Annotated in this window: 27 protein-coding genes; 13 read left to right on the forward strand and 14 right to left on the reverse strand. The window is 65.1% G+C overall.

The window, feature by feature from the left end; genetic code table 11:
- Window positions 1-21 precede the first annotated feature (21 nt).
- The 5 genes from NG696_RS14400 to NG696_RS14420 all read left to right on the forward strand — a co-directional run bounded on the left by NG696_RS14400 (window position 22) and on the right by NG696_RS14420 (window position 5,092).
- The gene (locus tag NG696_RS14400) at window positions 22-1,002 is read left to right on the forward strand and encodes an ABC transporter substrate-binding protein (RefSeq protein ID WP_252575940.1); all 981 of its coding nucleotides are present in this window, start codon (window positions 22-24) and stop codon (window positions 1,000-1,002) included.
- An 86-nt stretch (window positions 1,003-1,088) separates the two neighbouring features.
- Window positions 1,089-2,588 carry a mannitol dehydrogenase family protein gene (locus NG696_RS14405; protein WP_252575941.1) on the forward strand — a complete coding sequence of 500 codons (1,500 nt, stop codon included), beginning with the start codon at window positions 1,089-1,091 and terminating at the stop codon, window positions 2,586-2,588.
- Window positions 2,585-3,361, forward strand: coding sequence for an SDR family oxidoreductase (locus tag NG696_RS14410; RefSeq protein ID WP_252575942.1), 777 nt, complete (start codon window positions 2,585-2,587; stop codon window positions 3,359-3,361). Before NG696_RS14405 ends, NG696_RS14410 begins: the two co-directional genes overlap by 4 nt.
- A gap of 55 nt (window positions 3,362-3,416) precedes the next feature.
- Complete coding sequence (locus tag NG696_RS14415) at window positions 3,417-4,007, forward strand: P-loop nucleotide/nucleoside kinase family protein (protein WP_252575943.1); 591 nt, start codon at window positions 3,417-3,419, stop codon at window positions 4,005-4,007.
- A 170-nt stretch (window positions 4,008-4,177) separates the two neighbouring features.
- Window positions 4,178-5,092 carry a hypothetical protein gene (locus NG696_RS14420; RefSeq protein ID WP_252575944.1) on the forward strand — a complete coding sequence of 305 codons (915 nt, stop codon included), beginning with the start codon at window positions 4,178-4,180 and terminating at the stop codon, window positions 5,090-5,092.
- A gap of 64 nt (window positions 5,093-5,156) precedes the next feature.
- Here the strand turns inward: NG696_RS14420 and NG696_RS14425 are convergent, their stop codons facing one another.
- From NG696_RS14425 to NG696_RS14435, 3 genes are all read right to left on the reverse strand, one after another.
- Window positions 5,157-6,392, reverse strand: coding sequence for an NYN domain-containing protein (locus NG696_RS14425; protein WP_252575945.1), 1,236 nt, complete (start codon window positions 6,390-6,392; stop codon window positions 5,157-5,159).
- Window positions 6,385-6,675, reverse strand: coding sequence for a hypothetical protein (locus NG696_RS14430; protein WP_252575946.1), 291 nt, complete (start codon window positions 6,673-6,675; stop codon window positions 6,385-6,387). Before NG696_RS14430 ends, NG696_RS14425 begins: the two co-directional genes overlap by 8 nt.
- Before the next feature lie 465 nt (window positions 6,676-7,140).
- Window positions 7,141-7,641, reverse strand: a complete 501-nt coding sequence (locus NG696_RS14435; protein WP_252575948.1) for a hypothetical protein — start codon at window positions 7,639-7,641, stop codon at window positions 7,141-7,143.
- 295 nt (window positions 7,642-7,936) lie between these two features.
- On the opposite strand from NG696_RS14435, the gene NG696_RS14440 reads away from it, so the two are divergent.
- Both NG696_RS14440 and NG696_RS14445 read left to right on the forward strand, forming a co-directional pair.
- The gene (locus NG696_RS14440; protein ID WP_252575950.1) at window positions 7,937-9,424 is read left to right on the forward strand and encodes an HNH endonuclease signature motif containing protein; all 1,488 of its coding nucleotides are present in this window, start codon (window positions 7,937-7,939) and stop codon (window positions 9,422-9,424) included.
- A 310-nt stretch (window positions 9,425-9,734) separates the two neighbouring features.
- On the forward strand, window positions 9,735-9,974 hold the full coding sequence (locus NG696_RS14445) for a hypothetical protein (protein ID WP_252568426.1): 240 nt from the start codon (window positions 9,735-9,737) through the stop codon (window positions 9,972-9,974).
- Between the two features lie 15 nt (window positions 9,975-9,989).
- Here NG696_RS14445 and NG696_RS14450 read toward each other — a convergent pair whose 3' ends face one another.
- A complete protein-coding gene (locus NG696_RS14450) occupies window positions 9,990-11,015 on the reverse strand; it encodes an NAD(P)-dependent alcohol dehydrogenase (RefSeq protein WP_252575952.1) in 1,026 nt (341 codons plus the stop codon).
- Window positions 11,016-11,135: 120 nt separating this feature from the next.
- On the opposite strand from NG696_RS14450, the gene NG696_RS14455 reads away from it, so the two are divergent.
- Both NG696_RS14455 and NG696_RS14460 read left to right on the forward strand, forming a co-directional pair.
- Complete coding sequence (locus tag NG696_RS14455) at window positions 11,136-11,867, forward strand: TetR/AcrR family transcriptional regulator C-terminal domain-containing protein (protein WP_252568423.1); 732 nt, start codon at window positions 11,136-11,138, stop codon at window positions 11,865-11,867.
- Between the two features lie 94 nt (window positions 11,868-11,961).
- Window positions 11,962-12,333, forward strand: a complete 372-nt coding sequence (locus NG696_RS14460; RefSeq protein WP_252575953.1) for a VOC family protein — start codon at window positions 11,962-11,964, stop codon at window positions 12,331-12,333.
- Window positions 12,334-12,367: 34 nt separating this feature from the next.
- Here NG696_RS14460 and NG696_RS14465 read toward each other — a convergent pair whose 3' ends face one another.
- The 4 genes from NG696_RS14465 to NG696_RS14480 form a co-directional block, all read right to left on the reverse strand.
- Window positions 12,368-12,940 (reverse strand): MOSC domain-containing protein, encoded by a 573-nt coding sequence (locus NG696_RS14465; RefSeq protein ID WP_252575954.1) that lies wholly within the window; start codon window positions 12,938-12,940, stop codon window positions 12,368-12,370.
- Window positions 12,941-13,047: 107 nt separating this feature from the next.
- Window positions 13,048-13,272, reverse strand: coding sequence for a hypothetical protein (locus NG696_RS14470; RefSeq protein ID WP_252568420.1), 225 nt, complete (start codon window positions 13,270-13,272; stop codon window positions 13,048-13,050).
- Between the two features lie 300 nt (window positions 13,273-13,572).
- Window positions 13,573-14,805: a ZIP family metal transporter gene (locus NG696_RS14475; protein ID WP_252575955.1), complete on the reverse strand. Its 1,233-nt coding sequence runs from the start codon at window positions 14,803-14,805 to the stop codon at window positions 13,573-13,575.
- Window positions 14,802-15,935 (reverse strand): multicopper oxidase domain-containing protein, encoded by a 1,134-nt coding sequence (locus tag NG696_RS14480; protein ID WP_252575956.1) that lies wholly within the window; start codon window positions 15,933-15,935, stop codon window positions 14,802-14,804. The genes NG696_RS14475 and NG696_RS14480 overlap by 4 nt, the downstream gene beginning before the upstream one ends.
- 70 nt (window positions 15,936-16,005) lie before the next feature.
- Here NG696_RS14480 and NG696_RS14485 point away from each other — a divergent pair, with 70 nt between their 5' ends.
- Window positions 16,006-16,674 (forward strand): metal-dependent transcriptional regulator, encoded by a 669-nt coding sequence (locus NG696_RS14485; protein ID WP_252575957.1) that lies wholly within the window; start codon window positions 16,006-16,008, stop codon window positions 16,672-16,674.
- Between the two features lie 90 nt (window positions 16,675-16,764).
- The gene (locus tag NG696_RS14490; protein ID WP_252568417.1) at window positions 16,765-17,541 is read left to right on the forward strand and encodes an alpha/beta fold hydrolase; all 777 of its coding nucleotides are present in this window, start codon (window positions 16,765-16,767) and stop codon (window positions 17,539-17,541) included.
- A gap of 121 nt (window positions 17,542-17,662) precedes the next feature.
- Here the strand turns inward: NG696_RS14490 and arr are convergent, their stop codons facing one another.
- Entirely contained in the window at window positions 17,663-18,088 is a 426-nt protein-coding gene (arr, locus tag NG696_RS14495) for an NAD(+)--rifampin ADP-ribosyltransferase (RefSeq protein ID WP_252568416.1), read from the reverse strand.
- Between the two features lie 85 nt (window positions 18,089-18,173).
- On the opposite strand from arr, the gene NG696_RS14500 reads away from it, so the two are divergent.
- The gene (locus NG696_RS14500) at window positions 18,174-18,524 is read left to right on the forward strand and encodes a hypothetical protein (protein ID WP_252568415.1); all 351 of its coding nucleotides are present in this window, start codon (window positions 18,174-18,176) and stop codon (window positions 18,522-18,524) included.
- 466 nt (window positions 18,525-18,990) lie between these two features.
- Window positions 18,991-20,091 (forward strand): D-TA family PLP-dependent enzyme, encoded by a 1,101-nt coding sequence (locus NG696_RS14505; RefSeq protein ID WP_252568413.1) that lies wholly within the window; start codon window positions 18,991-18,993, stop codon window positions 20,089-20,091.
- An 88-nt stretch (window positions 20,092-20,179) separates the two neighbouring features.
- Here NG696_RS14505 and bcp read toward each other — a convergent pair whose 3' ends face one another.
- The 5 genes from bcp to gcl form a co-directional block, all read right to left on the reverse strand.
- Entirely contained in the window at window positions 20,180-20,647 is a 468-nt protein-coding gene (gene bcp / locus NG696_RS14510; protein ID WP_252568412.1) for a thioredoxin-dependent thiol peroxidase, read from the reverse strand.
- A gap of 66 nt (window positions 20,648-20,713) precedes the next feature.
- Window positions 20,714-21,415, reverse strand: coding sequence for a winged helix-turn-helix domain-containing protein (locus NG696_RS14515; protein ID WP_252568411.1), 702 nt, complete (start codon window positions 21,413-21,415; stop codon window positions 20,714-20,716).
- 11 nt (window positions 21,416-21,426) lie between these two features.
- A complete protein-coding gene (allB, locus tag NG696_RS14520; protein WP_252568410.1) occupies window positions 21,427-22,788 on the reverse strand; it encodes an allantoinase AllB in 1,362 nt (453 codons plus the stop codon).
- Window positions 22,781-23,968, reverse strand: a complete 1,188-nt coding sequence (locus NG696_RS14525; RefSeq protein WP_252568409.1) for a glycerate kinase — start codon at window positions 23,966-23,968, stop codon at window positions 22,781-22,783. The genes allB and NG696_RS14525 overlap by 8 nt, the downstream gene beginning before the upstream one ends.
- Before the next feature lie 26 nt (window positions 23,969-23,994).
- Window positions 23,995-25,773 (reverse strand): glyoxylate carboligase, encoded by a 1,779-nt coding sequence (gene gcl, locus NG696_RS14530; protein ID WP_252575958.1) that lies wholly within the window; start codon window positions 25,771-25,773, stop codon window positions 23,995-23,997.
- Window positions 25,774-26,010: the final 237 nt, after the last annotated feature.

Below are 26,010 nucleotides of genomic sequence, written 5' to 3' on the forward strand. Positions count from 1 at the left end.
AAGCAAACTAGGAGCTACACAATGAAGTTGACCCCTAAAGCCACCCTGCTCGCGGCTGCTCTCCTCGCCGCAACGTCCCTCACGGCCTGTGCCGGCGGAAGCGCCTCGGCCGGGAGCTCAGCCGGAGACCAGCCCAAGCTCACCTTCATCCAAGGTGTGGCCGGTGACGAGTTCTACGTCAGCATGCAATGCGGCATCGACGCCGCTGCCAAGGCAGCCGGCGCAACGATCAACACGCAGGGGCCGGCCAAGTTCGACCCGACCCTTCAAAAGCCCATTGTCGATTCTGTTGTGGCATCCCAGCCGGATGCCATCCTGATCGCGCCAACGGACGTGGCCGCAATGCAGGCACCCTTGAAGGCTGCTGCGGCCGCGGGCATCAAGGTCATCCTGGTTGACACCACGGTGCAGGACCCCTCATTCGCCGCGTCTGCGATCGCCTCGGACAACAAGGGCGGTGGCCTTGAGGCCTTCAAGGCAATCAAAAACCTTAGCCCCAACGGGGGCAAAGTCCTCGTAATTTCCACCGACCCCGGAGTCTCAACAGCCGATGCCCGTGTTGCGGGCTTCGAAGAGGGCGCCAAAGCCGACTCAACCTTCCAGTACCTGGGCGTGCAGTACAGCCACAACGATCCGGCTGAAGCCGCCAGACTCGTTTCCGCTGCGTTGGCCAAGGACCCGGACATTGTCGGAGTCTTCGCGGCCAACACCTTCGCGGCAGAGGGAACAGCCACAGGCATCCGCCAGGCCGGCAAACAGAATCAGGTGAAGATCGTCGGCTTCGATGCCGGGCCGGCACAGGTCAAGCAGCTCAAGGAGGGCATCGTCCAGGCCCTGATCGCACAGGAACCGGCATCAATCGGCACCCAGGGTGTGGAGCAGGCCCTCAAGGCCATCAAGGGCGAGCCCACAGAGAAGGAGATCCAGACCGGGTTCAAGCAGATCACCGCGGACAACATCAGCGGTGACGGCGCGAAGTATGTCTACAAGTCCTCCTGCTAACAGCGAGCGTTCCGGTGCCGTTGTCCGCCCACTCGCAAGCTGGCAACGGCACCATCCCACCTCTCCCGACCAAAGAGAAGAACGACATGACGTCCCTGAATGAAGCGGCCCTTCCAGAAACGGCAGGCCTGCTACCCATCCCCTCGTATCAGCGCCGCGCGGTGCGGACCGGGATTGTTCACTTCGGCGTCGGCGGATTCCACCGATCGCACCAGGCCATGTTCATCGACCGCCTCCTGAACCTGGGCGGCTCCCAGGACTGGGGAATCTGCGGCGTCGGAGTGCTCGCCTCGGATGCCCGCATGCGCGATGTCCTCGAAGACCAGGACGGCCTGTACACGCTGGTGTTGAAGGGAGCGGATGGCACCGAAAACGCCAGAATCATCGGTTCCATCACCGAGTACCTGTATGCCCCCGACGACCCGGCAGCGGTCATCCGTAAACTCTCAGATCCTGCTACCCGCATAGTCTCCCTGTCCATTACCGAGGGCGGCTACAGCATCAGCGACGGCACGGGTGAATTCGATCCCCGTACGCCGGACGTTCTCCACGACCTGACGCAGAACGCCGTTCCACGCTCCGTGTTTGGTCTGATCACCTCAGCCTTGGCGCACCGCCGTGACCAGGGCACGGCCCCGTTCACCGTCATGTCGTGCGACAACATTCAGGGGAATGGCAACGTCGCCGGCAAAGCGCTCGTGTCCTTCGCCCGACTCAAGGATCCCGAACTGGCCGGCTGGATCACCGACACCGTAGCCTTTCCCAACTCCATGGTCGATCGCATCACACCCGTCACCACCGACCATGACCGGGCTGCGGTGACCGAAGCATACGGATTCTCAGACGCATGGCCGGTCGTTGCCGAGCCATTTGAACAATGGGTTCTCGAAGACAAGTTCACCGCCGGGCGTCCGCCTTTGGAAGACGTCGGTGTGCAGATCGTGGACGACGTCGAGCCCTATGAACTCATGAAACTTCGGCTGCTCAACGCGAGCCACCAGGTCATGAGCTATCTCGGCTACCTCGCCGGATATCGGTTCGTCCATGAGGTCTGCGCCGATCCGCTGTTCGCCGAGTTCATCAGCGGATTTATGGAACGCGAGGCGACACCCACCCTGCGACCCGTGCCCGGAATCGATCTGCAAGCGTACCGGAACGAACTCATCCACCGCTTCGCCAACCCCGCCATTCGTGACACCCTCGCCCGCCAAATGGTCGACGCATCCGAACGGATCCCCAAATTCGTGCTTCCGGTGGTGCGTGAACAGCTTGAACTCGGAGGCCCAATAGACCGGTCTGTACTCGTGATCGCCGCCTGGGCGCGGTTCCTGGAAAGCACGGACGAAGATGGCGAACCGGTAGCCATCACCGACCGGCGCCTGGACGAACTCCGCGCGGCTGCCCGTGCGGACCAGATAGAGCCGGGTGCCTTCCTCAACCTGACCGAAATATTTGGCGACCTGGGCCGGAACGCCCGCTTCGCCGCCGCGTACCGGCAGGCCCGCAAAGCCCTGGAACGCTCCGGGGCGCGAACCGCCGTTCAGGACCTGACCGAACTCTTGATGCCTACAAGGAGTACTTCATGACCGACTCACCCACAGCCAGCACGGCAGTCGAAGCCCGATCTGCAACAACCGACTTCAACGGCCGCTCCATCCTGGTCACCGGAGCCAGCGGCGGCATCGGGGCCGCCACCGTCCGGCAACTCACCGCCGCGGGGGCGAAGGTCACCGCCAGCGCCCGCACGCTCGAGTCCTTGGCGCCGCTCTGCGATGAAACTGGCGCCCAGCCCTTGGCATTCGACCTGACCTCCGAGGAAAGCATCAGAGACGCCCTCGAGGGCCTGGACCTGTGGGGCGTCGTGAACTGCGGCGGCTTCGGCGGCGAAATCGCCACACCGCAGGACACCGACATCGACGTCTTCGACAAGGTCATCAGCATCAACGCCCGCGGGGCCCTACTGGTCATCAAACATGCGGTGCCCTCCATGATCCGCCAGGGCAATGGCGGTGCAATCGTCAACGTCTCCAGCCAGGCCAGCATGGTCGCACTTCATGGCCACATCTCCTACGGCTCCTCCAAAGCCGCCCTGGACAACATCACCCGGGTATCGGCCCTGGAACTTGGCAAGCACAACATCCGCGTCAACAGCGTCAACCCGACAGTGGTCATGACCGACATGTCCAACTTCTACTGGGGGCGACCCGACGTCGGCGGCCCCTTCCTTGAGCAAATGCCACTCGGACGATGGGCCACCGTCGACGACGTGGCCGGCCCCATCGTCTTCCTGCTCAGTGACGCCGCCGCCATGATCACCGGCGCTTCCCTCCCGATCGACGGCGGCTACACCAGCCGCTGACCGCCGTTCCAGGCGCGGGGCGCCGCGACCCGACCTCAATGTGAAATGGATGACAATGAACCTGACCGAAGAACGCGCATCCGAGGCGATTATCGTCTGCGGAGTGCCGGCGAGTGGCAAGACGACGTTTGCTCATGACCTGGCCCGCGAGCTCCACTGGACCATCCTCGACCTGGACACCGTCACGAATCCCTTGTTTGAGCACATGGGCGGCGAATTCCTGGTCGATGTCCCTACAGCACAACCCGCAGCGCGTGCGAGCGTGAACGATATTCGCTACACCTGCCTCTTCGACACCACCCGGGAGAATCTCGCACTGGGCAACAGCGTGGTTGTTGTTGCCCCGTTCACGTCCGAACGCACGTTCCCGGCTGCGTGGGCACGGCTTATTGAACGCCTCGCGATCCCTGAACCGCGGGTGCACCTCGCCTGGATGGACACCCCGCCGGGCGAGGTCGTGAGGCGAATGCGGCTCCGCGGAGCGGCCCGCGACCTCGACAAGGTCAAGAACCCGGAGCGTTTCCTTTCTCCAGAGGTTACGCAGGCCCCCGGCGTCGGGCATATCCGTATTGATGGCCTGCTTACGCCGCGTCAACAGCTTGAGCACTTCCTCTCGGACTTAGCTGTGCGCGAGGCCGTGCACTGAGCCGCCGCTAGCGGTCACCCCGCCATTCCTCCACCGAGGGGCCATGCCTCCCAAGGCGCACCCCCTACGAGGCGCGATTCGTCGCGCCCTCACGACGGCAGTTTCCGGTGCATCCGGCCGCCGGACCCCAGATCCTCACAAGACCAAGACCATCTAATTAGGAGAAACCAGTGAACACTCTTACGACTCTCGAGCGCCGCGGCATGGCAGCGATTTCGACCCCCGGCGGCAAGATGCTCATCGTTGCTGCCGACCAGCGCAACGGCATGAAGGCCGTCATGAACGACGCACCGGACGGGCCGGGTTCCATCACGGCCGAGCAGCTCTCCGACGCGAAGGTGGACCTGGTCCGCTACCTGGGAAACGCCGCGCCAGCCATCCTGCTCGATCCTGAGATTGCCCTGCCCCGTGTGGCGGATGAGGGCGTTCTCTCCCGCGACACCGCGTTGGTTGTCGGTCTTGACGCTTCGGGCTTCGACACGGTCGACGGCCTTCAGTACACAAAGTTCGTCCCGGGAATGACGCCCCGCAGGGTGCGCGAACTCGGCGGCAACGTGGCGAAGATGCTCTGGTACATGCGCCCCGATCTTCAGGACGCCAGCTCGCGCGTCGCGGATGAAATCCGCGAACTCGTCACGGCATGCACCGACGAAGGACTCCTCCTCATCGTCGAGATCCTGGTCTATCGCCTCGAAGACGAAAGCGAGGAAGCCTACGCTGCTGCGTTCCCCGGACTCGTCGCCGGTGCTGCCCGGCTCTCCGTCGAATGCGGCGCCAAGGTGCTTAAGCTGCAGTACCCCGGATCCGGTGAGGCCAGTGCCTCGGTCACCGAGGCGGCCGCAGGCGTGCCTTGGGCCGTACTGTCTGCAGGCGTGGACCACGAGACGTTCATCAGGCAGGTAGAGATCGCTGTCGCAAACGGTGCCGGGGGCGCCATGGCGGGACGCTCGCTCTGGAAGGACAGCCTTGCTGTCTCGGCAGAAGTCCGCGAGCGACTGCTGACGACGCGTGCGCTTCCCCGCCTGCAAGAGCTCGAAGCCATTGTGGACGGGACGCTGGTGGCGTCCCAGCGCGCCACCATCTGATCAGCGCCCATGAGGCTGGCGGACGACGGCGGGAGGTCCCGCCGTCGTCCGTCTTCTCTTCTTCTCAGGCGTCCAGCAGTCCGCCGCTTGCCCAGCGCCGCACGGCCAGCTTCTCGGCGGCGTCGAACTCCAGGAGCGCCACGCGGCAGAGCTCTTCCACGTTCGCGGTCCAGGCTGCTGCCAGACCTTCCGCGGTCGCCTCGTCGGTGAGCGGGAAATTGACGTAGGCCAGGCCTTGAAGGACAAAGCTCACGGCGTTGCGGGAGACCGGCTGGTCCGCGTTGACGCAGTCGTCCCTCACCATCCGGGACAGTTCGGTGCGGTTGAGCGGATGCTCGCGGAGCCTGGCTGCCATGGCCTGGAACATCTGGCGGAACTGGGCTGCAGAAAGTGCCGGCACATCCGTGACCCTGATGACCTGCTCCTCGATGCCGGGCTGCAGGTCCGCGGGCGCAGGTAGGTCCTCGCTCGAGAAGCGCTTCGCGTCCCAGACCCAGCCACCTTGTGCCGGGGAATATTCGACGCCCTGGCCGATCTGGGACACCCACGTCCCAAACTTTCCCCAGCCGCCCCAGTCCGTCTTCAGGGATGGCTCTGCCGTGAGCGCCCGGTGGGCCACCATCGCGCCGTTTACCGGTCCGGGAGCGGCGCGGACAAACTCGAGGACCTCACGGATGGCGGGTGACGCCGCCTTTTTCTTCGCTTTCGCGGCGGCTGGAACGTGCTGTTCCTTCCCGGACGCCACCGCATGAACCGGCTCGACTGTTGAGCCGTTGAGGATGGCGACGAAGTCGTGGGATTCCACCACGTGGTCCGCCATCTCGCGGTACGCGAAGGCCACGGCGCCGGCTGCGATGACTGTGGTCATCCGGTCAGCGGCCCGGAACCGCTGGATCAGGGACGTGAAATCGGCATCGGCCGAGGCGATGAAGAACTCTTCGATGCCAACGTTCCCGGACAGCGCGTCCATGGCGTCAAGCACCAGATTGATGTCCGTGCTGCTCTTGCCGCGCTGCGTCAGCGACGGGCAGTCGATCACGCGGAAGCCGGCGCGGGTCCAGTAGGTCCGGTACTTCGAGTACACCACCGGATTCAGGTAGCAGTTGCGGATCAGGAACCTGCGGGCGTCCTCTCCGGAACCGCCAGCTGATAACGCGTCGGCCCAGTGCTTCGGGTCTTCGGCAAAGCGCTTCGCCGCAAGTGGATCGAGCGCCTGCAGACCGGTGAAGACGTTGTCGAAATCAACAAACATCGCAGCGCGGATGCCGGGCCTGCGGGACGGTGGGAGCGCCTCATTCATTGGCCCAGTGTGCCAGTAACGTCGCGGACTGGCGACCGTTCTGGCTGCGCCGCGCCAGGAGCTTGTCGATGCCCTGTCCATGCCGAAGTGATTTTTCCCCCTTGAAAAATTTATGGTGATGCTTACCGTAGCGCAGCGAGGAGCGAAGTTGATGAAGCAACAAAATGTACTTGAGGTTGTCGTAAATTTCGCTCACGTAGCTGTTGGCAGAGTCACCGCCGTTGAGTCCTGGAGGCTGATGCTGGGGGTGGAGAATGATTCTATGAGGATCGAATTGCTCCACATCGACGAGTGCCCCAACCTTGCCAAGGCGCAGGAGCGTCTGGAATCAGCCCTGACCGCCTTGGGACACAGCGATATTCCAGTGACCATACGACTCCTGGAGTCCGCGACCGATAGAGCGGGCACTGGATTCGCGGGTTCCCCCACGATCACCCTCAATGGGTCCGACATTTTTCCGACCGGTGCCACTGCAGACGACCTGGCCTGCCGGATATACGCGACTCCAAGCGGGCTGGCAGGCCTTCCGACGACCAGCCAAATAACCGAAGCGCTCAAACACAATGGACTCTGAAGGGACCTGCAGATGCTCCTGCTGCGGCAGGGCGATGAGTCGCAAGAAGCTTCATGCACTCGGCACCGAACCAGCCTACATTTGCCGGCGCTGCGGTTTATGGGTTGCCCTCAGGCTTCGGCCAGACAGCCCTGAAAACACTGCCTGACCTGCAGATTACGAAGCGATGTGCCGCTAGGGCAGTTCCTGCACGCCGGCAGGCGGTACGTCGGCCGCGCCTGTTGGGATCCCGCTCAATGTGCCAATGTAATCCAGCGTTTTGGGACTGACATGCCGCACGAGCGCAAGGGCTGCCCGGAGAGCGGCACCCTTGGCGTGGTCCTCGAGCGTGCCGCGGAGTTCCGCGACCGTTTCGATGCCCTGACGCTCGAATACTTGCGTGATGTCCTCTACCTGGGCCAGGCGGCCGGGCGACGGCCAGTCGATGACTTCCGAGAGCGTCCCCGAATCGAGGTGCTCGCGGAATCCACTCGTGGTAGCGGCATCCGGCCATTCCGCGACGAGGGCTTCGACGCGCGGCTTGACGGTTTCGTTGTAGTTCTGGCGGCGCTGAAGCGTGGCATCCACAATGATGGCCCCGATGTGGTCCCAACCGCGGCTGGCTTCGGTCGAGGCATCTGTGCCGGGTGAGTCCATTGGCGCCGGAGTGTTGGCAGCATCATTATCGGTAGTCATACCTGAATACTTCCACGTGCTGCGCCACGGCGGCTGGTCGGGGCCTTAGATCAGCGGTACGGGCGAAAGCGGACGACGGCGGGGCCTCCCTCCGTCGTCCGTGGCGCCATCCCGATACGACACGGTGTCTCCGTCCAAGGAGGCGGGTCCCGCGGACCGCGGGGGAGGATGGCCACCCCAGCCGAGAAATGATCCGGGGTGGTTGCATCGGTCTCGCCAAGGACACGATCCTGTTTGGCCACCTACCCGACATCCTTCTCCGTTAAATGTCAGACCCCCACTAGATGATGGAGTTATGGGAAACGCAGCGGTGGCGAACGCATATGAGGACATCTTTGCCGCCATTGATGTGCTGAATTCCGCACTGGACGGGGAAGACGAGTCTGGTTCTGAAGCGTCATCGGAGGCTGATCCTTTGCATGGCATGGGTGATACGTGCCTGGACATCCTCTCCGGCGCCGCGGGAGTGGAGGCGCGGGTGGCGGGACTGAAGGCCCGGGCTGCAGTGAAATATTCGGACGCCGCCCAAGCCTTCGCTTCGCCCGATGCACCTGTTCGGGCACAGGAGATGGCGGTGACCGCGGAGGTCGCCTGCGTACTGAACATCGGTGACCGTGCTTCGGGGGCCCTGCTGAAGCAGTCTCATATGCTGACGGCTGCCCTGCCGCTGACCCTGTCCGCTCTGCAATCTGGCACCATTTCGTGGCAGCACGCGCGGGCCATGGTGGACGAAGTCGCAACCCTCGACCCGGACGGTGCCGCGGCCCTGGAAGCCCACTTTTTGGACCCGGATGCGCCGAACCCGGCCGGCGGTTGTCCCGCAGGGGAGATGCCGGCGTCCCGGTTCCGTCACAGGGCACGCATCTGGCGCGAGCGCCACCACACCGAGAGTATCGAGAAGCGCCACGCAAAGGGTGTCCTGGACCGCCGGGTGGAGTACGCCCCGGACCAGGACGGGATGGCCTGGCTCTCTGCATACCTTCCCGCCGACCAGGCCGCAGCAATCTGGAACCGGACCACTGCCGTCGCCCGCGGTCTGCAGGGCCCAGACGAGCCCCTGACCCTCACCCAACTCCGGGCCGACGTCCTCGCCGCCGCCCTTCTCAGCAGCGGGAATCCGGCAGAACATGATCCCGGGCAGGTTCCGCCGCCTCGGGCCCACGTTTTGGTGACGGTCCCTGTGTTTTCACTGCTCGGCGCTACCGAGGAGCCTGCGATGCTTGACGGCTACGGTCCGATCCCCGCGTCGATGGCAAGAGATCTCGTGTCGAACGGGGCCGATTCGTTCTACCGCGTCCTGGTTGACCCGCGGGACGGGGCGCCCCTGGAGATCGGTCGAGCCAACTACCGTCTCACCAAGGCCATGCGGAACTGGCTCCGGCTGCGCGACGGTAAGTGCCCGTTCCCGGGCTGTTCCAACCACTCCCTGGACAACGAAGCGGACCACATCCTCGCCTGGCATAAGGGCGGAACCACCGGTGTATCGAATTTGGGACAGCCCTGCCCCAAACATCACCGCCTGAGACACACCAGCACCTGGAGACCCACAGCGGCGAGCAAGAACGAACCACCCGGCTGGATATCGCCTACGGGCCGGCACTACAAGAGCGAACACCAGGATTGGGAACCTCCACACTGGCCAAGAGAACCAAAACCGGAAGCGCGCACGAACGGGCATTGGCTCCCCACGCCGCGCGAAGGTTGCGGCGATCGGGATTTTGTTCACATCGGACTGTCTCTTGGAGAGAACGGCGTGGAACGGTTCCTCCACTCCACCGTTTGATGCGCGCCCAAGGCAGTCTCCCTGTGCCTGTGCCTGTGCCTGTGCCTGTGCCTGTGCCTGTGCTTGTGCCCGTGAACCGTGCACAATTCACGCCCCAGCCTGCCTCAGGGTTTCCGCCGCCGGTGATCGCAACCCGGGCGCCCGGCAATCCTGGAGTCCGGAACCCCCGCGCACCCGGCAACCTTGGCGCCCGGCAACCTTGGCGCCCGGCAACCCCGCCGCGCACCAGAGACGAGCGGACGACGGCGGGACCTCCCGCCGTCGTCCGTGGCGTCTTCCCGACACTGACGCACGGTGGGACGATTTCAGTATGACTGAGAAGATCCCTGACGGCCCGCAGGATCACGGCCCATACCAGCACGCCCACGCCGCTCCGACAACCCAACAAATGCGGACCGTAGGTCAACGCCGCCGAGAGGCGGAGGAGAAACTGGAGCACCACCTCCAGGAAGCCAGCCACAAGGACGATCCGCACCCCGATGTGGTGCCTGAGTCCGAAGGGGCCGGTCCGGTGGATAGTGGGGGCGAAGGATCCCCAGCGGAGAAATGATCCGGGGCACGCTGCTTAAAGGAAGCGCAGGACCACATTGCCCCGCTTGCGTCCGGTGTCCACGAAGCGGTGGGCCTCGACGACGTCGGCGAGGTTGTAGGTCCTGTCGATGACTGCCGGGTACTTGCCTTCCTCCGCGAGGCTCACTAGGTAAGCGACGTCGTCGGCGGTGTACGTGAGCTTGAGGCCGCCAAAAGTGACCAGCTTGCCGCTTCGGCGGCTCTGTCCTCGTGCGCCGAGCATGCCTTTGAGGTCGGCGATGACCAGGAGCAGGGCACCTCCCGGCGCGATGCTCCCTTGCACCCTCGCGAACGGGGCGTTCCCCACGCAGTCCATGACGACGTCGTACGCTGTGCCGTCTCCGGTGAAATCCGCTGCGGTGTAGTCGATGAAGCCGTCCGCGCCGAGGGATTCCACCAGTTCCCTGTTGGCCCCGCTGCTCACAGCGGTGACGTGGGCGCCGAGGTGCTTGGCCAGCTGGATGGCGGCCGTTCCCACCGCTCCCGAGGCGCCGTTGATAAGAACCGTGTCGCCGGACTTGATGGCCGCCATGCCCAGGAAGGTTTTCGCCGTGAGTCCGCCGAAGAGCAGCGTGACGGCTTCCTCGAAGCTCATGTTCCGGGGTTTGGTGGCGATGGGCCCGTCCGCCGGGACCGACACGTACTCGGCATGCCCTCCGAATTTTGCGCCGAGCATCGCAATAACCTCATCGCCAGCCCGGAAGGCGGTCACGCCCGGGCTGATGGACTCCACCACCCCGGCCACGTCCATGCCGAGGACACGGGTCCGCGGGCGGAAGAGGCCGAGGGTCAGGGCCGTGAGAGCCCCGAGTCCCTTGGGGACATTGCGGCTGCGGACGCGGTGGTCGGCGACGCTGACCGTGCTGGCCATGACTCTGATGAGCACCTCTCCGGCGCGCGGAGCGGGCTGTGCGATCTCCTCGACGCGGACCACATCCGGCCCGCCGAACCGGCGGTTGGTCGCGGCTTTCATGGTCCGTGCTCCCGCGGCTGCAGCTACCGCCGGCTGGCTTGGGTTCATGGTTTGGCTCCTCGATTTTCCATGAGGTGTACGACGTACACCTATCTGATGGGACTGACATTAGGTGTACTTAGTACACTTGTCAATGGAAGATGTTTGCAGCGTCGGAAGCAGGGAACAGTGACTCAGCAGATTGCCGTGGAACGCCGGCCGCGGTTGAACCGGGATCGTGTGCTGCAGGCGGCCGTCTCCCTCGCCGACGAGGTGGGGATCGGCCCGCTGAGCATGCGCCGCCTCGCCCAAGAACTGGACGTGGTGCCGATGGCGCTGTACAAACACGTGGCCAACAAGGAGGAGCTCCTCGACGGCATGGTGGACGTGGTGATAGGCGAGGTTGACCCTCCCGTTGCCGGTGCTGACTGGAAGAGCACGGTGCGTCTGCGGGTGCTCTCTGCGAGGCGGGTGCTCCAGCGCCACAGGTGGGCCAGGCGCGTCCTGGAAACCCGCACCAACCCGACCCCCGCCGTCCTTGGCTACATGGATTCGTTCATCGGCATGTTCTTCGCCGGGGGCTTCTCCGTTGACCTCACGCACCACGTGATGCATGCCATCGGAAGCCGGATGTGGGGTTTCACGCAGGAACTGTTCGACTCCACGGCCACTTCCGATGACGACGCTCCCGCGCCGGTGGCACCGGAAGTCCAGGCTGCCATGTTCCAGGAAATGTCCGCCAGCTACCCGAACGTCCTGCAAGTGGCGACTGCTGCCAGCCACGATGACGGCTCGGTAGTCGGCAGCGGCTGCGACGACCAGTTCGAGTTCGAGTTCGCCCTGGACCTCCTCCTGGACGGCATCGAACGGCTCCACCAACGGGACTGGACGTCCAGGGGTGCGCGGCTGGAGCGGGGATAAAACGGACGCGGACAACGGCGGGACCTCCCGCCGTCGTCAGCTTGCGCCTGTGGGTATCATCGGAGCACCTGTCCCTTTGATAGTGGAGTTACCCATGCAGCTCGGCGCTTTTTCGATCAGCCTTACCGTCAAGGACATCGCGGCGTCGGCTGCGTTCTACGAGAAACTGGGCTTCACCAGTTTCGGCGGCGACATCACGCAGAACTGGCTGATCCTCAAGAACGGCGAGACAGTCATCGGCCTCTTCCAGGGGATGTTCGAGAAGAACATGCTGACGTTCAACCCGGGCTGGAGCCAGAACGCGGAAGCGCTGGATTCCTTCACCGATGTGCGCGAGCTCCAGCGGAAACTCAAAGCCGCGGGCACGGAGTTCGTTTCCGAGGCTGATGAGGCGACCACCGGCCCGGGGAGCTTTATCGTCGTGGATCCGGACGGCAACCCGGTGCTGGTGGATCAGCACGTCTGACCGGCCGGCGGCCGACTCTCGCTAAGGCGGTTAGCTAGGGCAGCCGCGACGCCCGCAATAATGTGGCTTCACCGGCGCGCTCAGGCTCCAACGGCACGGGGCTAACCAGCACCGCCGGTCCGCGGTGCAGAACGCCGTCGGAAAGCACCCGGCACCGCACGCCACCGCGTCCGCGCATTGCTTTGTGCGCCCCCGGGGCGAGCATCTCATCCATCCAGACGCAGGGATGGGCGGGCCGCCCGGCCGTGAGCCGCACCAGGTCTCCCTGGGATTCCAGCGCAAAGTCGTGCCCCAGCAGCGGAGCCAGGTGGGCGCCTCGGAGCACAACGTTGCGCCGTGTCAGGAGCGGGTCCAGCTGTGCGGTTCCCAGCTCCGCAGCGATGGCCTCGAGTGACTCGATGGCAAACACGGTGACAGCGGCGTCCATATGCGCGGCCTTGCCGAAGAACCGATCACCGACGATTCCCTTGCCCGCCACCAGCTCCACCCGCCCGGCATCCGTGGTGGGAACATCCGCGGCACCCTCGCGGGCCCGGCCGAAGTAGGCGTGCGTCGGCGACACTAGGAGATGCAGGACCTCCACGTCGTACCGATAGGTTTCCGTCATGCCACAAAACTACTCCGCCGCGCGGGGGCTTAACTGACCGTTCGCGCACGCCCCAAACGCAAACGGACGACGGCGGGAGGTTCCGCCGTCGTCCGCTTGCCTTACTGCTACGCGGGCAGATCGCGCCTTTCGTGTGTCTGCCCGTAGGGGACATCGCGGCTGACGGCGACCGTGTAGCTGGTGTAGCTGTGCTGTGTGACCAGGATGCCGTGGCGGCTTTCCGTCATGGCGTGTTCGCGGGCCATTTCCACGGCGGTGTTGAGGTCGTTTTCGACGGTGTCAGGATCGTGGGCTGTGATTGCCAGGACGAGGTCAGAGTGGCGCTTGATCATGGTGGTCTCTTTCTCGGCGGGATCCCGGGACTCTGGGTGGGCACAGGCTTCCGGGGCCGGGCGTACCCAGGAGGCGGAAAGCGGTCGTTCCAGAGGGGTTGCCCGGCATCTCTGATGGGGCGGTGGCCGGCCGAATTGTCCGGCGGGCTGGATCGGCGGAAGCGTTTGTTCCTACGGATCTGTAGCCAGTGTGCCTGAAGCGACGGTCCCTGGGCAATAGGTGGGCCGAAAAAATCGGGGGAGCCTGACTAAGCGCCAGAGTACGACGGCGGGAGGTCCCGCCGTCGTACGGCTCTAGGCCTAGGCCTGGACCAGCAGGCCGGTGGCGAACATCAGTCCCATGCCCAGGACGATGCCTGCGCCGGTGAGCGGGGTGAAGGTCTTGCCCGCGGTGTCCTTGAGCATTGGCAGGAGTTTGACGGCCACCTGGGCTACGGCTCCGGCTCCGATGCCGAGCAGGAAGGCCGCGAGGGCCGGCTGGTAAACGGTCGCCCCGATGAGGGCTCCGGCGGCCGCGGGGGCTCCTGCGATGAGTCCCAGGATCACCAGGCGGCCCAGGCCGGGGGCTTGTTTGGCGAGCGGGGTGACGATCGCCAGGCCCTCGGTGGTGTTGTGGATGGCGAAGCCGACGATCAGGGACGCGCCCAGGGCTAGCGAGCCCACCGCGTAAGCGGATCCGATGGCGAGTCCTTCGCCGAAGTTGTGCAGGCCGATGCCGATGGCGATCAACAGCGCCAGGCGCTGGGGCGGCAGGACTGAAGGTTGGCCGGCGGTAGTCGAGTTCTGGTGCCGGCGCATCCACGCATCCGTTCCCTCGAGGATGAGATAGGCGGTCACGGCGCCGAGGAAGACGACCATGGGGCCGCCGAACGCGCCGCTGCCGGCCACGAGTCCCACGGCTTCGAGGGTCGCGTCGATGGCCAGGAAGGCCAGCAGCCCGACGGTGACTCCCAAGAGGACGCGGACCCAGGACGCGGACGAACGGCGCACGAACGGCATCCACAGCATTCCCAGGGCCACGGGTATCACGCCAACATAGATCCCCATGAGCAACATAAGTCCGAAGAAGGAGCTGCCGCGCTCCGGACTCAGGGCGGCCGCGTCAATAACCGCCGGGATCTTGCCGCCGTTCGACGTCACCAGCGCCACCTCGTAGGGATCCCCTTCCACCCAGTTGTAGATGATGGTGAGAGTGGTGAACTCCAGCGGCGCCATGGTTTCCCGGGTCTGCGTGAACACGGCGTAGTAGTCCGAGACATTGACCTGCGCGATGGACACCGGATCCGGTCCCTCGTTCCGGACGCTAATGGTGATCTGGCCGGCCGTCAGGCGGACGTCTTCGACGGCGACCTCCTCCTTCGGCGGAACACCCTCGGAGAGTTTGTTGAGACCGGGTGCGTTGAGCAGGGTGAACAGACCCAGCAGGATGGCGATCAGGACCAGCGGTCCAATGCCGAGCAGCCACCGAGGGACCGGCGGCCGCCTGTGGGGTGCTGCGGCCAGAGCGGCAGCTGACTTTTCGTCAAGGCTCATGATGGGCTCACCTCGAAGAAGCCCATCCAGCCCAGTTCAGCGAACTCGGTCTTGTGGGCGTGGAACATGTATTTGCCCGGGTACGGGAAGCGGAGTTCAACGATGCCGCGCTGGCCCTGCACCTGGGAGATGGTGTCGGTGTATTCACTGGGAGTCAGCATGGTCCCGGTGGGGTAGTAGTGGAAGAAGTTCCCGTGAACGTGGAAGGAATTGATCGGATCGTATTCGAGGACGTTGATGAGGTGGATCCGGACCAGCTCGTGCTGCCTGACCTGGACAGGGAAGTCCATGAAATGGAAGGGCAGGCCGTTGACGGAGTAGAACTCGTTGTCGTCGCCGCCGTCGGTGTTGTAGCCGTTCATCACCATGACCATTTCGTTGTCGGCTTTCGGCCGGCCTTCCTTGGGTTCGATGATGAAGCCGCCGTAGAGGCCCTTGGCGATATGCGGGGCCAGCGGTGACTGGTGGCAGTGATAGAGGTGCGTGCCGAATGGTGTGGCATCGAATTCGTAGGTGAAGCTTTGGCCCGGAGCGATGGACCCGGCGCCGATCCCCGGGGTGCCGTCCATCTCGGCCCGGTGGATCCCGTGGAAGTGGATGGTGTGGGGGTGAGCACCGGCGTTGGTGAAGTGGATCCGGAGGGCGTCGCCTTCCTGCGCCCAGAGGGTCGGACCGGGGATCCGGCCGTTGTAGCTCCAGCCCGGGAACGTCACCCCAGGCGCGATCTCGAAATCTTTGTCCACCGCGACGATGTCCCATTCCCGGAGGGTGCGGCCGTCCGGAAGAGTGCTGGTTTTGCCCCGGTCGAAATCGTGCAGGATCGCGGTCGGGTCCATCCCGGCGCGCTCAGGCGGGACCGAACCGCCGGCGAAGCCGGCGTGACCGGCATGGTTCGCCACGTGGCCAGCGTCCGTGCGGGGCGAACCAGCGCCCGCCGCTGAGGAACCGCCCGTGGAGGTCTCCGCTGCCTGACCCGAGACCGTGCCGTGTCCGGCGTGATGCCCGGGATCCTTGGAATCCAACGGTGCCCAGCCGGCAAGCGCAGGCGCGGCGGCGAAGGCCGCCGCTCCTGCGAGCATGGCACGGCGCGTCGGCATCGTCTTTCCGTCGGTTTTCGGCGTGCCGTCCATTTTATCTCCATTGATCAAACACTTTTGTTAGGCCAGTCTAACATTCATGTTCGGCTGGTAATATGGGGTTATGACCGTCTCCGAGCTGACAGCTGCCGCGCAGGACTACCTGAAGATGATCTGGTCCTCAACGGAATGGGCCGAGGCTCCCATCACCGTTGGCGCCATGGCCGAGCGGATGGCGGTCAAGCCGTCAACCGTTTCCGACGGCATCCGTCGGCTGGCAAAGCAGGGCCTGGTCACCCATGCCCCCTATGGCAGCATCGAGCTGACGCCCGCCGGCCGGGCACACGCCGTCGAAATGGTGCGCAGGCACCGGCTCCTGGAAACATTCCTCGTGCAGATTCTGGGATACGGCTGGGATGAGGTACACGACGAGGCCGAGATCCTTGAGCACGCCGTTTCCGACACCATGATCCAGCGCATCGACGAGAAGCTCGGCTTCCCCACCAGGGATCCACACGGAGACCCGATCCCCTCGGGAAATGGGCTGCCGCACCCCCCTCAAGGGGATCCTCTGACATCCGTGGAACCGGAACGGACGGTCACCATCACAAGAATCTCGGACGCGGACCCGGACATGCTCCGGTACTTCACCCAACTCGGGCTGGGACCGGACACCCGGCTTCAAGTATTGGCACACCGCCCGTATGCGGACGTGACCACGATTCGGGTCGGGGACCGCGACGTTGACCTGGGCCCCTCCGCAGCAGAGGCCATCTGGGTAGTGGCAAACTAAGGGCCCTCCGGACAGCGTGCCGGGCCGGCCTGTACCCCCGCGGTGCCCTGCACCACAGCGACCTGACCGCCGGAAAGATAGAGTGTCACGGTGAAGATTGCCCTGGCTCCCGACGGCGCCGAGCTGGCGTGGGCCGAAGAGGGCAGCGGCGAGCCCCTGCTCCTGATCGCCGGCCAGGCAATCGCCATGGACGGCTGGGGACCCACGGCGGAGGCCCTGGCACAGCATTTCCGCGTCATCCGCTTCGACCACCGGGGGATCGGCGGGAGCAGCAATGGCGATGCCGGCCGCTACACCACACGGCTCCTTGCCGCCGATGCGGTTGCTGTCCTCAAATCCGCTCGCGCTGAGTCTGCACACGTGTACGGGCACTCCATGGGCGGGCGGGTGGCCCAGTGGCTCGCCATCGATCATCCGCAGAATGTTCGTACGCTGATTCTTGCTGCCACCAGCGGAGGCAAACTGGCCGGAGGAGAGCCCACCAGGTACGCCATGGAAGCGCTCGTCAGCGGTGATATGGCGCGACTGGAGCCCCTGTTCTTCGCTCCGGAATGGGCCGCGGACCACTCCGACGCAATACACACTTTCTTCAATTCGAGGGCCACCGCCTGGGCCAAAGCACGCCACTTCCGGGCCAGCCGGGACCACGACGCATGGAGCCGGCTCGGCAGCATCGAATCGCCCACGCTCATCCTCCACGGCACCGACGACGCCCTGACGCCCATGCCCAACGCCGTCCAGCTGCACCAGCACATCCGCCGCTCCACGCTGGTCAAGGTCCCCGGCGCCAGCCACGGCCTCCACCTGGACCGTCCGGAAACCATTCAGTGGATCCGGCAGTTCATCGCCGCTAAAGCGGCCCGTTAAGGCAGAAAGCGGACGACGGCGGGAGGTCCCGCCGTCGTCCGCTCCGTTGGCGTTACGAAGACGGCCGCTCAGCTCGGTTGGAGCACTCAGCCAATCTGCTTGGCAAGCAGATGGGGGGAGTTCAGTCGATTGCCTCGATGCCCAGCCGTTTGAGTTCTTCAAGGTGGTTCCGCATGCTCTGAAGCACCTCGGGGGAATGTGGCTGCCAATCCAAGAACTCGTCAACTACTCGCAGGGACTCTTGGGTGCGGTAGGACCTCGTCGGGTTGCCCGGGAACCTTTTGTCCGTCAGATTGGGGTCATCCTCATAGGGTCCCGTGGGCTCCACGCGGTAGATCCTGCCTGGTCCCTCGCCCACCCCGAGCTCCGCTCCCCAGGTCGCCGCATCCAACGTGGCGGTCAGGTAGATATAGTTCGCCGTCTTTCCCTCCCCGAAATTCGACGTAAAGCCGGGTTTCAGCAAGTCCCCAGGCTTCAGGTCAGCTTTGGTGCCGTAGTAGAAGGGCCCGGGATCCCTGGCCTCGGACGGCATCGGTTCCTTCTCCATGAATGGCCTCTTCGAAAGTGGGCTTCCACTCTAGCTCGCAAACGCCTGACTCCGGTTGCTCCGGCACTTGCGGGAGACTGGCGGGATGGCTTTCGAATCAATACTGCTGGCCGCGATTCCCGCCGGCACCGTGGAGCTGCGCGGTGCGCGGTCCGGTTCCCGCCGGGAAGTCATGCTGCATCCCTTCGAGATCGGACAGATCCAGGTCACGTGGGCGGATTGGGTCGCGGTGTTCGAGAGTGCCGGTACACCCGACTCCGTGCTGAAGACTCCGGCACATCCGATGTGGGCATGCCGTGCAGGGACGCTCGGACCCACGTACGGGCTGCTGATCGGCGTAGGGTCGACATCCGTGGTCCCCTTCCGGTCGGGTGGACACGGCTCCGGGACTGATCCGACGGCGGGAGGTCCCGCCGTCGTGCGTCTGATCGGCTAAGGCCCCAAGTGTCCGTTCGCGCCGGGTTCCGGGGAAGGACGAACAACAACGAGCATGCTGCAGCCGGCGCCGCTGACGTATGGTCCGTGACGCATGCCGGGCGGACGGCATGCCTACATGCCGGGAGTAAGAGCCTTCCCGAGGGTCACATCAGTGAGTTCCCCCGAGAGAATCATGACCTCCTCCGTAGTTGTGGACGATCACGCCGCTGGCTATGGTGTCGGCACCGGGCTCATAGCGTTGGAGCAAGGTCGAGTCTCCGCTAAGAGGGTCCGCAGCGAGTATCTGCTCCCAAATTCCATGTTCGGCGTCGCCGTTCGTCTTCTGCCAGCCAACGTGCGGTTCATGGAACTCCAGCTTTGGTTTGCGCATTGCATCTCCTTCAGTCCCCACCGGCGGTCATTGTTGTATACATAGAGTATGCGAGGGTTGTTCCACATAAAGTGTTGAGATGAGGAAACCAAAGATGACCATCCCAGAGGAAATCGACACACCTGAGATCATCATCGACCGGGACGTGCTCCAGCGAAACATCGACCGTATGGCAACTGCCGTCCGGGCCAAGGGCCTGGACCTTCGGCCACATGTCAAGACGCACAAAGTGCCCGAAATCGCGGAAATGCAGCTGGCGGCCGGAGCCGTCGGGCTGACAGTGGCCACCCTCGGAGAGGCCGAAGTCTTTGCAGAGCACGGGGCCAAAGATATCTTCATCGCGTATCCACTCTGGGTCGGTCCCCGACAGGCTGAACGGCTCCAGCGCCTTGCAGCAAAAGCCAGGATCGCAGTAGGTCTGGACTCACGGGAAGCAGCCGAAACCATGGCCGCGTCGCTGGGCGATGCCGTCGGTGAGATTGAAGTGGTGCTGGAGATCGACAGCGGCCATCACCGCAGCGGGATAGCACCCGACGCCGTCGTCGACGTCGCCCAGGCCGCAGCGCGGGGTGGGCTGCGCGTAACGGGAATTTTCACGTTTCCAGGGCACAGCTATGCCCCCGGCATGCCGTTAAAGGCTATGGACGAGGAACGGTTGGCCCTCGGCGAGGCCGCCGACCTGCTCACCGCGGCAGGTTTCCCCATCACCCACCGCAGCGGCGGGTCCACACCCACCGCCACCCTCACTGCCGGCAACTCCGGAGCCACGGAAGTCCGACCCGGCGTGTACGTTTTCGGAGATGCCCAACAACTGGAACTGGAACGCTGTGCGGCCGAAGACATCGCACTGACCATCGCGGCAACAGTCGTCAGCCGCCATGAAGGCACCGACCTCATACCGCGAAGGGTCATCCTGGACTCCGGCAGCAAGATCCTCGGTGGGGACAGGCCCGGCTGGACCACCGGCTTCGGGCGGCTCCTTGACTACCCGGATGCACGAATCACCGCACTGTCAGAACACCATGCCACCGTTGTATGGCCGGCGGAGGCAACGCTGCCCGCTCTCGGAGACCGGCTGCGTGTGGTCCCCAACCACGTCTGCATCGCCATGAACCTCGTCGACGACGTCACCGTGATCAGCGGCGGCGAAATCGTGGACCGCTGGCACGTGGCCGCACGCGGACGAAACAAATAGCCCCCAAGAAGCAACTACGACGGCGGGAGGTCCCGCCGCCTTGCGTTCGCTCGGCTAGGGCGCCAAGTGTCCGTTCGCGCAGGGTTCCTCAGAGGCCGAGCTCTGCCTTAAGCGCTGCGACGTGGCCCTGGGCCTTAATCTGGTACTGGGTGAGCGTGACGTTGCCTTCGGCGTCCAGCACCACGGTGGAACGGACCAGGCCGTCAACCACTTCGCCGTTCACCAGCTTTTCGCCCCAGGCGCCGTAGGCCAGCGCCACGGCGTGGTCTTCATCCGAGAGCAGCGGGAACGTCAGGGCGAAGTCGCCGGTGAAGGCTGCCAGCTTCTCCGGCGCGTCCGGGGAGATGCCCAGGACCTCATAGCCGAAGGACTGCAGGCTGGCGAGGTTGTCGCGGAAGTCGCACGCCTCAGTGGTGCAGCCGGGGGTGGCGGCCTCCGGGTAGAAGTACACAATGACGTTGCGTCCGCGGTAATCAGAGAGGGAGACCTTCTGGCCGTCGGCGTTGAGCAGTGCGAAATCGGGGGCCTGGGTTCCGGCGATGAGTTTCTGGGTCATGTTTCGATCCTTGACTTGTGGGGCAACCGCCGTGGCCGGCGATCATCTATCGGTGCAACGGGCTGCCTAGATGCAGTATTCCGCGGGTCCGCGGACCGTGCTGCCCGGTCCGGGCACAAACTGGTAGCCGCCCCCGCGCACCGTGGCGATGGCGTGGCGGGCCGAGCCCAGCTTGCGCCGGACGCGGCCAACATACACGTCGATGGAGCGGAATGCCGCGCCGGGGCAGTCCAGGGACTCGAGGACGCGTTGCAGTTCTTCACGTTGAATCGTCCGCGACTGGTTTTCCACGAGGTACCTCAGGAGGCTGAATTCCATGTGGGTGAAGCTGACCGGGACACCATCCAAAAGGACGGTGTCCGCGGCCAGATCCACTGCCACGATGCTCCGCCGCCCGGCCAGGGAGACTGGCGGGGCGACGAACGCGGCGGTGCCGTTTCCGGCGTCGGACGCCGTTTCCGAAACATCAGCGCCGCCGTCGGAAACGTCGGGACCGTCTGAACTCTCGACGCCGGTCGTCCCGGTTCCGGCCGCGGTCCACAGGTGGATTCCGGCTTCCGGAGCGAGCTGGCGGGCACGCGCCAGGACCGCTTGGGCGGCCTGGGCCCAGACCGCCGGGTCGATGTGCTGTCCTTCACAAGGCTGGAGCCACACCGCCAGGCCGCGCGGCTGAAGCCCTGGCTGGAGGCCGGGCCGGGCTCCCGGACTGAAGCCACCGCGGGCGCCGGCGCGCGGCCGCGGGTACGGTGCATGGACGTTGACGGCCATCGCGCTGCGCCTCAGACGCCGCCGCGGCGGATCAGCTTGCCGCTGGGCGTGCGGCCGTCGATCTCGTTGCCGCGAAGGAACGTTTTGCGGACGACGCCGGAGAGCGCCTTGCCGTCGTAGGGCGTGATGGGGTTCTTGTGCTTGAGCTTGGTGACGTCGACGACGAAGGCGTCGTCCGGCGCGAAGATGGAGAAGTCCGCGTCGTAACCGAGGGCCAGCTGGCCCTTGTTGTGCAGGCGGGCCAAAGCGGCGGGCTTCTCAGCCATCCAGGAAACCACCTGTTCCAGGGTAATGCCGCGGTGCCGGGCCTCGGTCCAGATCAGGGACAGTCCCAGCTGCAGCGAGGAGACGCCGCCCCAGGCCACGGCGAAGTCGCCGTTTTCCAGGTCCTTCAGATCCAGGGTGGAGGGGGAGTGGTCCGAGACGATGCAGTCGATGGTGCCCTCCTGCAGGCCCTTCCAGAGCAGCTCGCGGTTGGAGGCCTCACGGATCGGCGGGCAGCACTTGTACGCCGTGGCGCCGTCGGGGATTTCCTCGGCCATCAGGGTGAGGTAGTGCGGGCACGTCTCCACGGTGAGGTGGACGCCGTCGCGCTTTGCGCTCGCGATCATGGGCAGCGCGTCGGAGGAGGACAGGTGCAGGATGTGGGCGCGGGCGCCGGTCCAGCGGGCGCGCTCGATGACCTCGGCGATGGCCTTGTTCTCGGCGCCGCGCGGGCGGGAGGCCAGGAACGTTTCGTAGTGGTCGCCGCCCGGGTGCGGCGCGCGGTCGATGGCGTGGGAGTCCTCGGCGTGGACGATCATGAGCGAGTCGAAGGACTTGAGCTCGGCCATGTCCTCCTCCATCTCGTCCGCTTCGAGGTGCGGGAACTCGTCCACGCCGGAGTGCAGGAGGAAGCACTTGAAGCCGAACACGCCCTCGTCATGCAGGCCGCGGAGGTCCTTCTTGTTGCCCGGTACGGCGCCGCCCCAGAATCCGACGTCCACAAACGCCTGGTCCTCGGCCACCTCGCGCTTGAGCTTGAGGCCTTCCACCGTGGTGGTGGGCGGGATGGAGTTCAGCGGCATGTCGATGATGGTGGTGACACCGCCGGCGGCAGCTGCGCGGGTGGCGGAGGCGAAGCCCTCCCACTCGGTGCGGCCGGGCTCGTTCACGTGGACGTGCGTGTCCACGAGGCCGGGGATCAGGGTTTCGTCGTCGGCCAGGTCAATGACCTGAGTGCCGGTGAGGCCGTTGCCGAACGGCTCGATGGCGACGATCACGCCGCCGCGGATGCCGACTTCGCGGGCGGTGATGCCGGCAGTGGTGAGGATGCGCTGGCCGCGGATGACCAGGTCAAACGAGCCGGCCGCCGGGGTGGTTTCTTCAGACATAGACGTTCTCCTTGGTGTCGGTACGCGCTGCACCCGTAGGCAGGTGCACGCCGATGTGCTTACCTAATTCTTCAAGCAGCGGGCCTGCTTCGGCCATACATTTTTCTACATTGGACTCAAAATCGGTCAGGGCGTGAACGGCTTTGAATCCGGCTTCGGTGAGTTGTTCCGGGCTCAGCGTACTGCGGCCGCAGACGGCAATCACAGGGATTCCGGCACGTGCCGCGGCGCGTGCCACACCCATGGGCGTTTTGCCGAGCAGGCTCTGTTCGTCCAGGCTTCCTTCGCCGGTGATCACCAGGTCCGCGCCGGCCAGCCGCTGCTCCAGTTCAGTGAATTCGAGGACGACGTCGATGCCCGGCCGGCGTGCCGCGGCCAGCGCCGCGATGGCAATGTAGCCGACGCCGCCGGCTGCTCCTGCGCCGGGTGCGACGGCGGCCCTCTCGGCGCGGATGCCGATCTCGCCGCCGAGGACCGAGACGAAGTTCGCCAGGGCAGCGTCGAGGGCGATGACGTCGCTCGGCGTCGCGCCTTTCTGCGGTCCGAAGATCGCGGCGGCACCGCTGGGCCCCAGAAGGGGATTGTCGACGTCGGACGCCAGGGTGAAGCGGGAATCCTCCAGCCGGACGTCCAGGCCGGAGAAATCGATCCGGTCCAGGCGGGCCAGGGCGGCCCCGCCGCCGGGCAGCTCGTTGCCTTCTTTGTCGAGGAAGACCGCCCCGAGGCCCTGCAGGACGCCGGCGCCGCCGTCGGTGTTGGCGCTGCCGCCCACACCCAGGATGAACTTCCGGCAGCCCAGGTCCAAGGCGGCCCGGATCAGTTCGCCGGTGCCCAGGCTGGTGGCGGTGGTGGCCGTCCCGGAGTTCGGGCTGCCGCCTTCGATAACAGAGGGCAGCAGCGCGAGCCCGGAAGCTGCGGCCATTTCGATCACTGCCTCCCGGCCGCGGATAGCGAAGTCGGCCCGGACCGGCTGGCCCATGGGGCCGGTGACCGTGGCGGTTCGGCGGGTGAAGCCGGAGCCGACGGCGGCGTCGAGGGTTCCCTCGCCGCCGTCGGCCACCGGAATGAGCGTGGTCTCAAGATCCGCCACAACCGACTGCAGTCCCGCGCTCAGGCGGCTGGCGACGTCGGGGGCGGACAGTGAGCCCTTGAATTTGTCCGGGGCGATGACCACACGCATTCCGGTACCTCCTCTCAGGTTCTGTACTAGTCCAACAGGGCGATGATCGCGGTGGGGGCGTCCTCGCCGCGGGCGGCCAGGTCCTCGAACTCGTTCACGGCGTTGATTTCCAGGCCCATGGAGATGTTGGTGATCTTTTCCAGGATCACTTCAACCACCACGGGAACCTTGAACTCGCCCATCAGGGCTTTGGCCTTGTCGAACGCGGCCGGCAGATCGGAGGGGTTCTCCACCCGGATGGCCTTGCAGCCCAGACCCTCGGCAACCTTGACGTGGTCCACGCCGTACCCGTTTGTTTCCGGGGAGTTGATGTTCTCGAACGCCAGGGACACGTTCTGTTCCATCTCGAAGCCGCGCTGCGACTGGCGGATCAGGCCCAGGTACGAGTTGTTCACCACCACGTGGATGTACGGCAGGTTGAACTGCGCGCCCACGGCCAGCTCTTCGATCATGAACTGGAAGTCGTAGTCACCGGACAGGGCAACCACAGTCTCGTCGGGCTTGCCGCGGACCACGCCCAGTGCGGCCGGGGCGGTCCAGCCCAGGGGCCCCGCCTGGCCGGCGTTGATCCATTTGCGCGGGCCGAACACGTGCAGCATCTGTGCGCCGGCGATCTGCGACAGGCCGATGGTGGACACGTAGGTGGTGTCCTTGCCGAACGCCTTGTTCATTTCCTCGTACACGCGCTGCGGCTTGATCGGCACGTTCTCGAAGTGCGTCTTGCGCTGCAGGGCGCCCTTGCGTGCGGTGCACTCGGCAACCCAGCCGGCGTAGTCCGGCAGGGACTTAGCCGCCTGGCGCTCGCGTGCCAGCTCAATCAGCCCGTCCAGCGCCGCACCGGCGTCGGACGCGATGCCCAGGTCCGGCGAGAACACGCGGCCGATCTGGGTGGGCTCGATGTCGATGTGCACGAACTTGCGGCCGGCCGTGTAGGTGTCCAGGCCGCCGGTGTGGCGGTTGGCCCAGCGGTTGCCGATGCCGATGACGAAGTCGGAGGCCAGCATGGTCTCGTTGCCGTAGCGGTGGCTGGTCTGCAGGCCCACCATCCCGGCCATCAGGACGTGGTCGTCCGGGATGGTGCCCCAGCCCATCAGGGTGGGGATGACCGGAACGTTCAGCAGTTCGGCCAGTTCCACCAGCTGCGCGGAGGCGCCGGCGTTGATGATGCCGCCACCGGCCACGATCAGCGGGCGCTCGGCTGCGGTCAGCATGTCCAGGGCCTTTTCCAGCTGCTTGCGGCTGGCCTTCGGCTTCTGGACCACGATGGGCTCGTAGGCGTCGATGTCGAATTCGATCTCGGCCATCTGCACGTCGAACGGCAGGTCCAGCAGGACCGGGCCCGGACGGCCGGAGCGCATCAGCTGGAAGGCCTTCTGGAAGGCGCCCGGAACCTGGCCCGGCTCCATCACGGTCATGGACATCTTGGTGACGGGGGCGGCGATGGTCTGGATGTCCACGGCCTGGAAGTCTTCCTTGTGCAGCTTGGCCACGGGGGCCTGGCCGGTGATGCAGAGCATGGGAATGGAATCCGCCCAGGCCGCGTACAGGCCGGTGATCATGTCCGTGCCGGCAGGGCCCGAGGTGCCGATACAGATGCCGATGTTGCCATCCTTGGCCCGGGAGTAGCCGTCCGCCATGTGGCTGGCGCCTTCAACGTGGCGGGCCAGCGTGTGGCGGACCCCGCCGTTCTTCCGCATTGCCGAGTAGAACGGGTTGATTGCCGCGCCTGGCAGGCCGAACGCCTCGATGGCGCCTTCCTTTACCAGGATTGCGACGGCAGCGTCAACGGTGCGCATCTTAGTCATTGTGTACTCCTTGAAAGTCTGTTTTTGGGTGTGCTGAAGTAGCCCGGCGAAACCGTCGCGGGGCACTTTGGGGGAGTCGGCGTCGTAAATTACGACGGCGGCCGGCGTGTCCGTGTCGAAGTGCCCCGTCACCGGATCCGGTGGTTGAGCCTGTCAGTAATGATTGATGTGGGGGTCGGGTTGGTCTGACTCAGAGCCTGTCTGACGCTTTGGCTGTCTTTATTTCGATGCGTCGGC

The sequence above is a fragment of the Pseudarthrobacter cellobiosi genome, from assembly GCF_023913755.1.
Taxonomy (GTDB): domain Bacteria; phylum Actinomycetota; class Actinomycetes; order Actinomycetales; family Micrococcaceae; genus Arthrobacter; species Arthrobacter cellobiosi.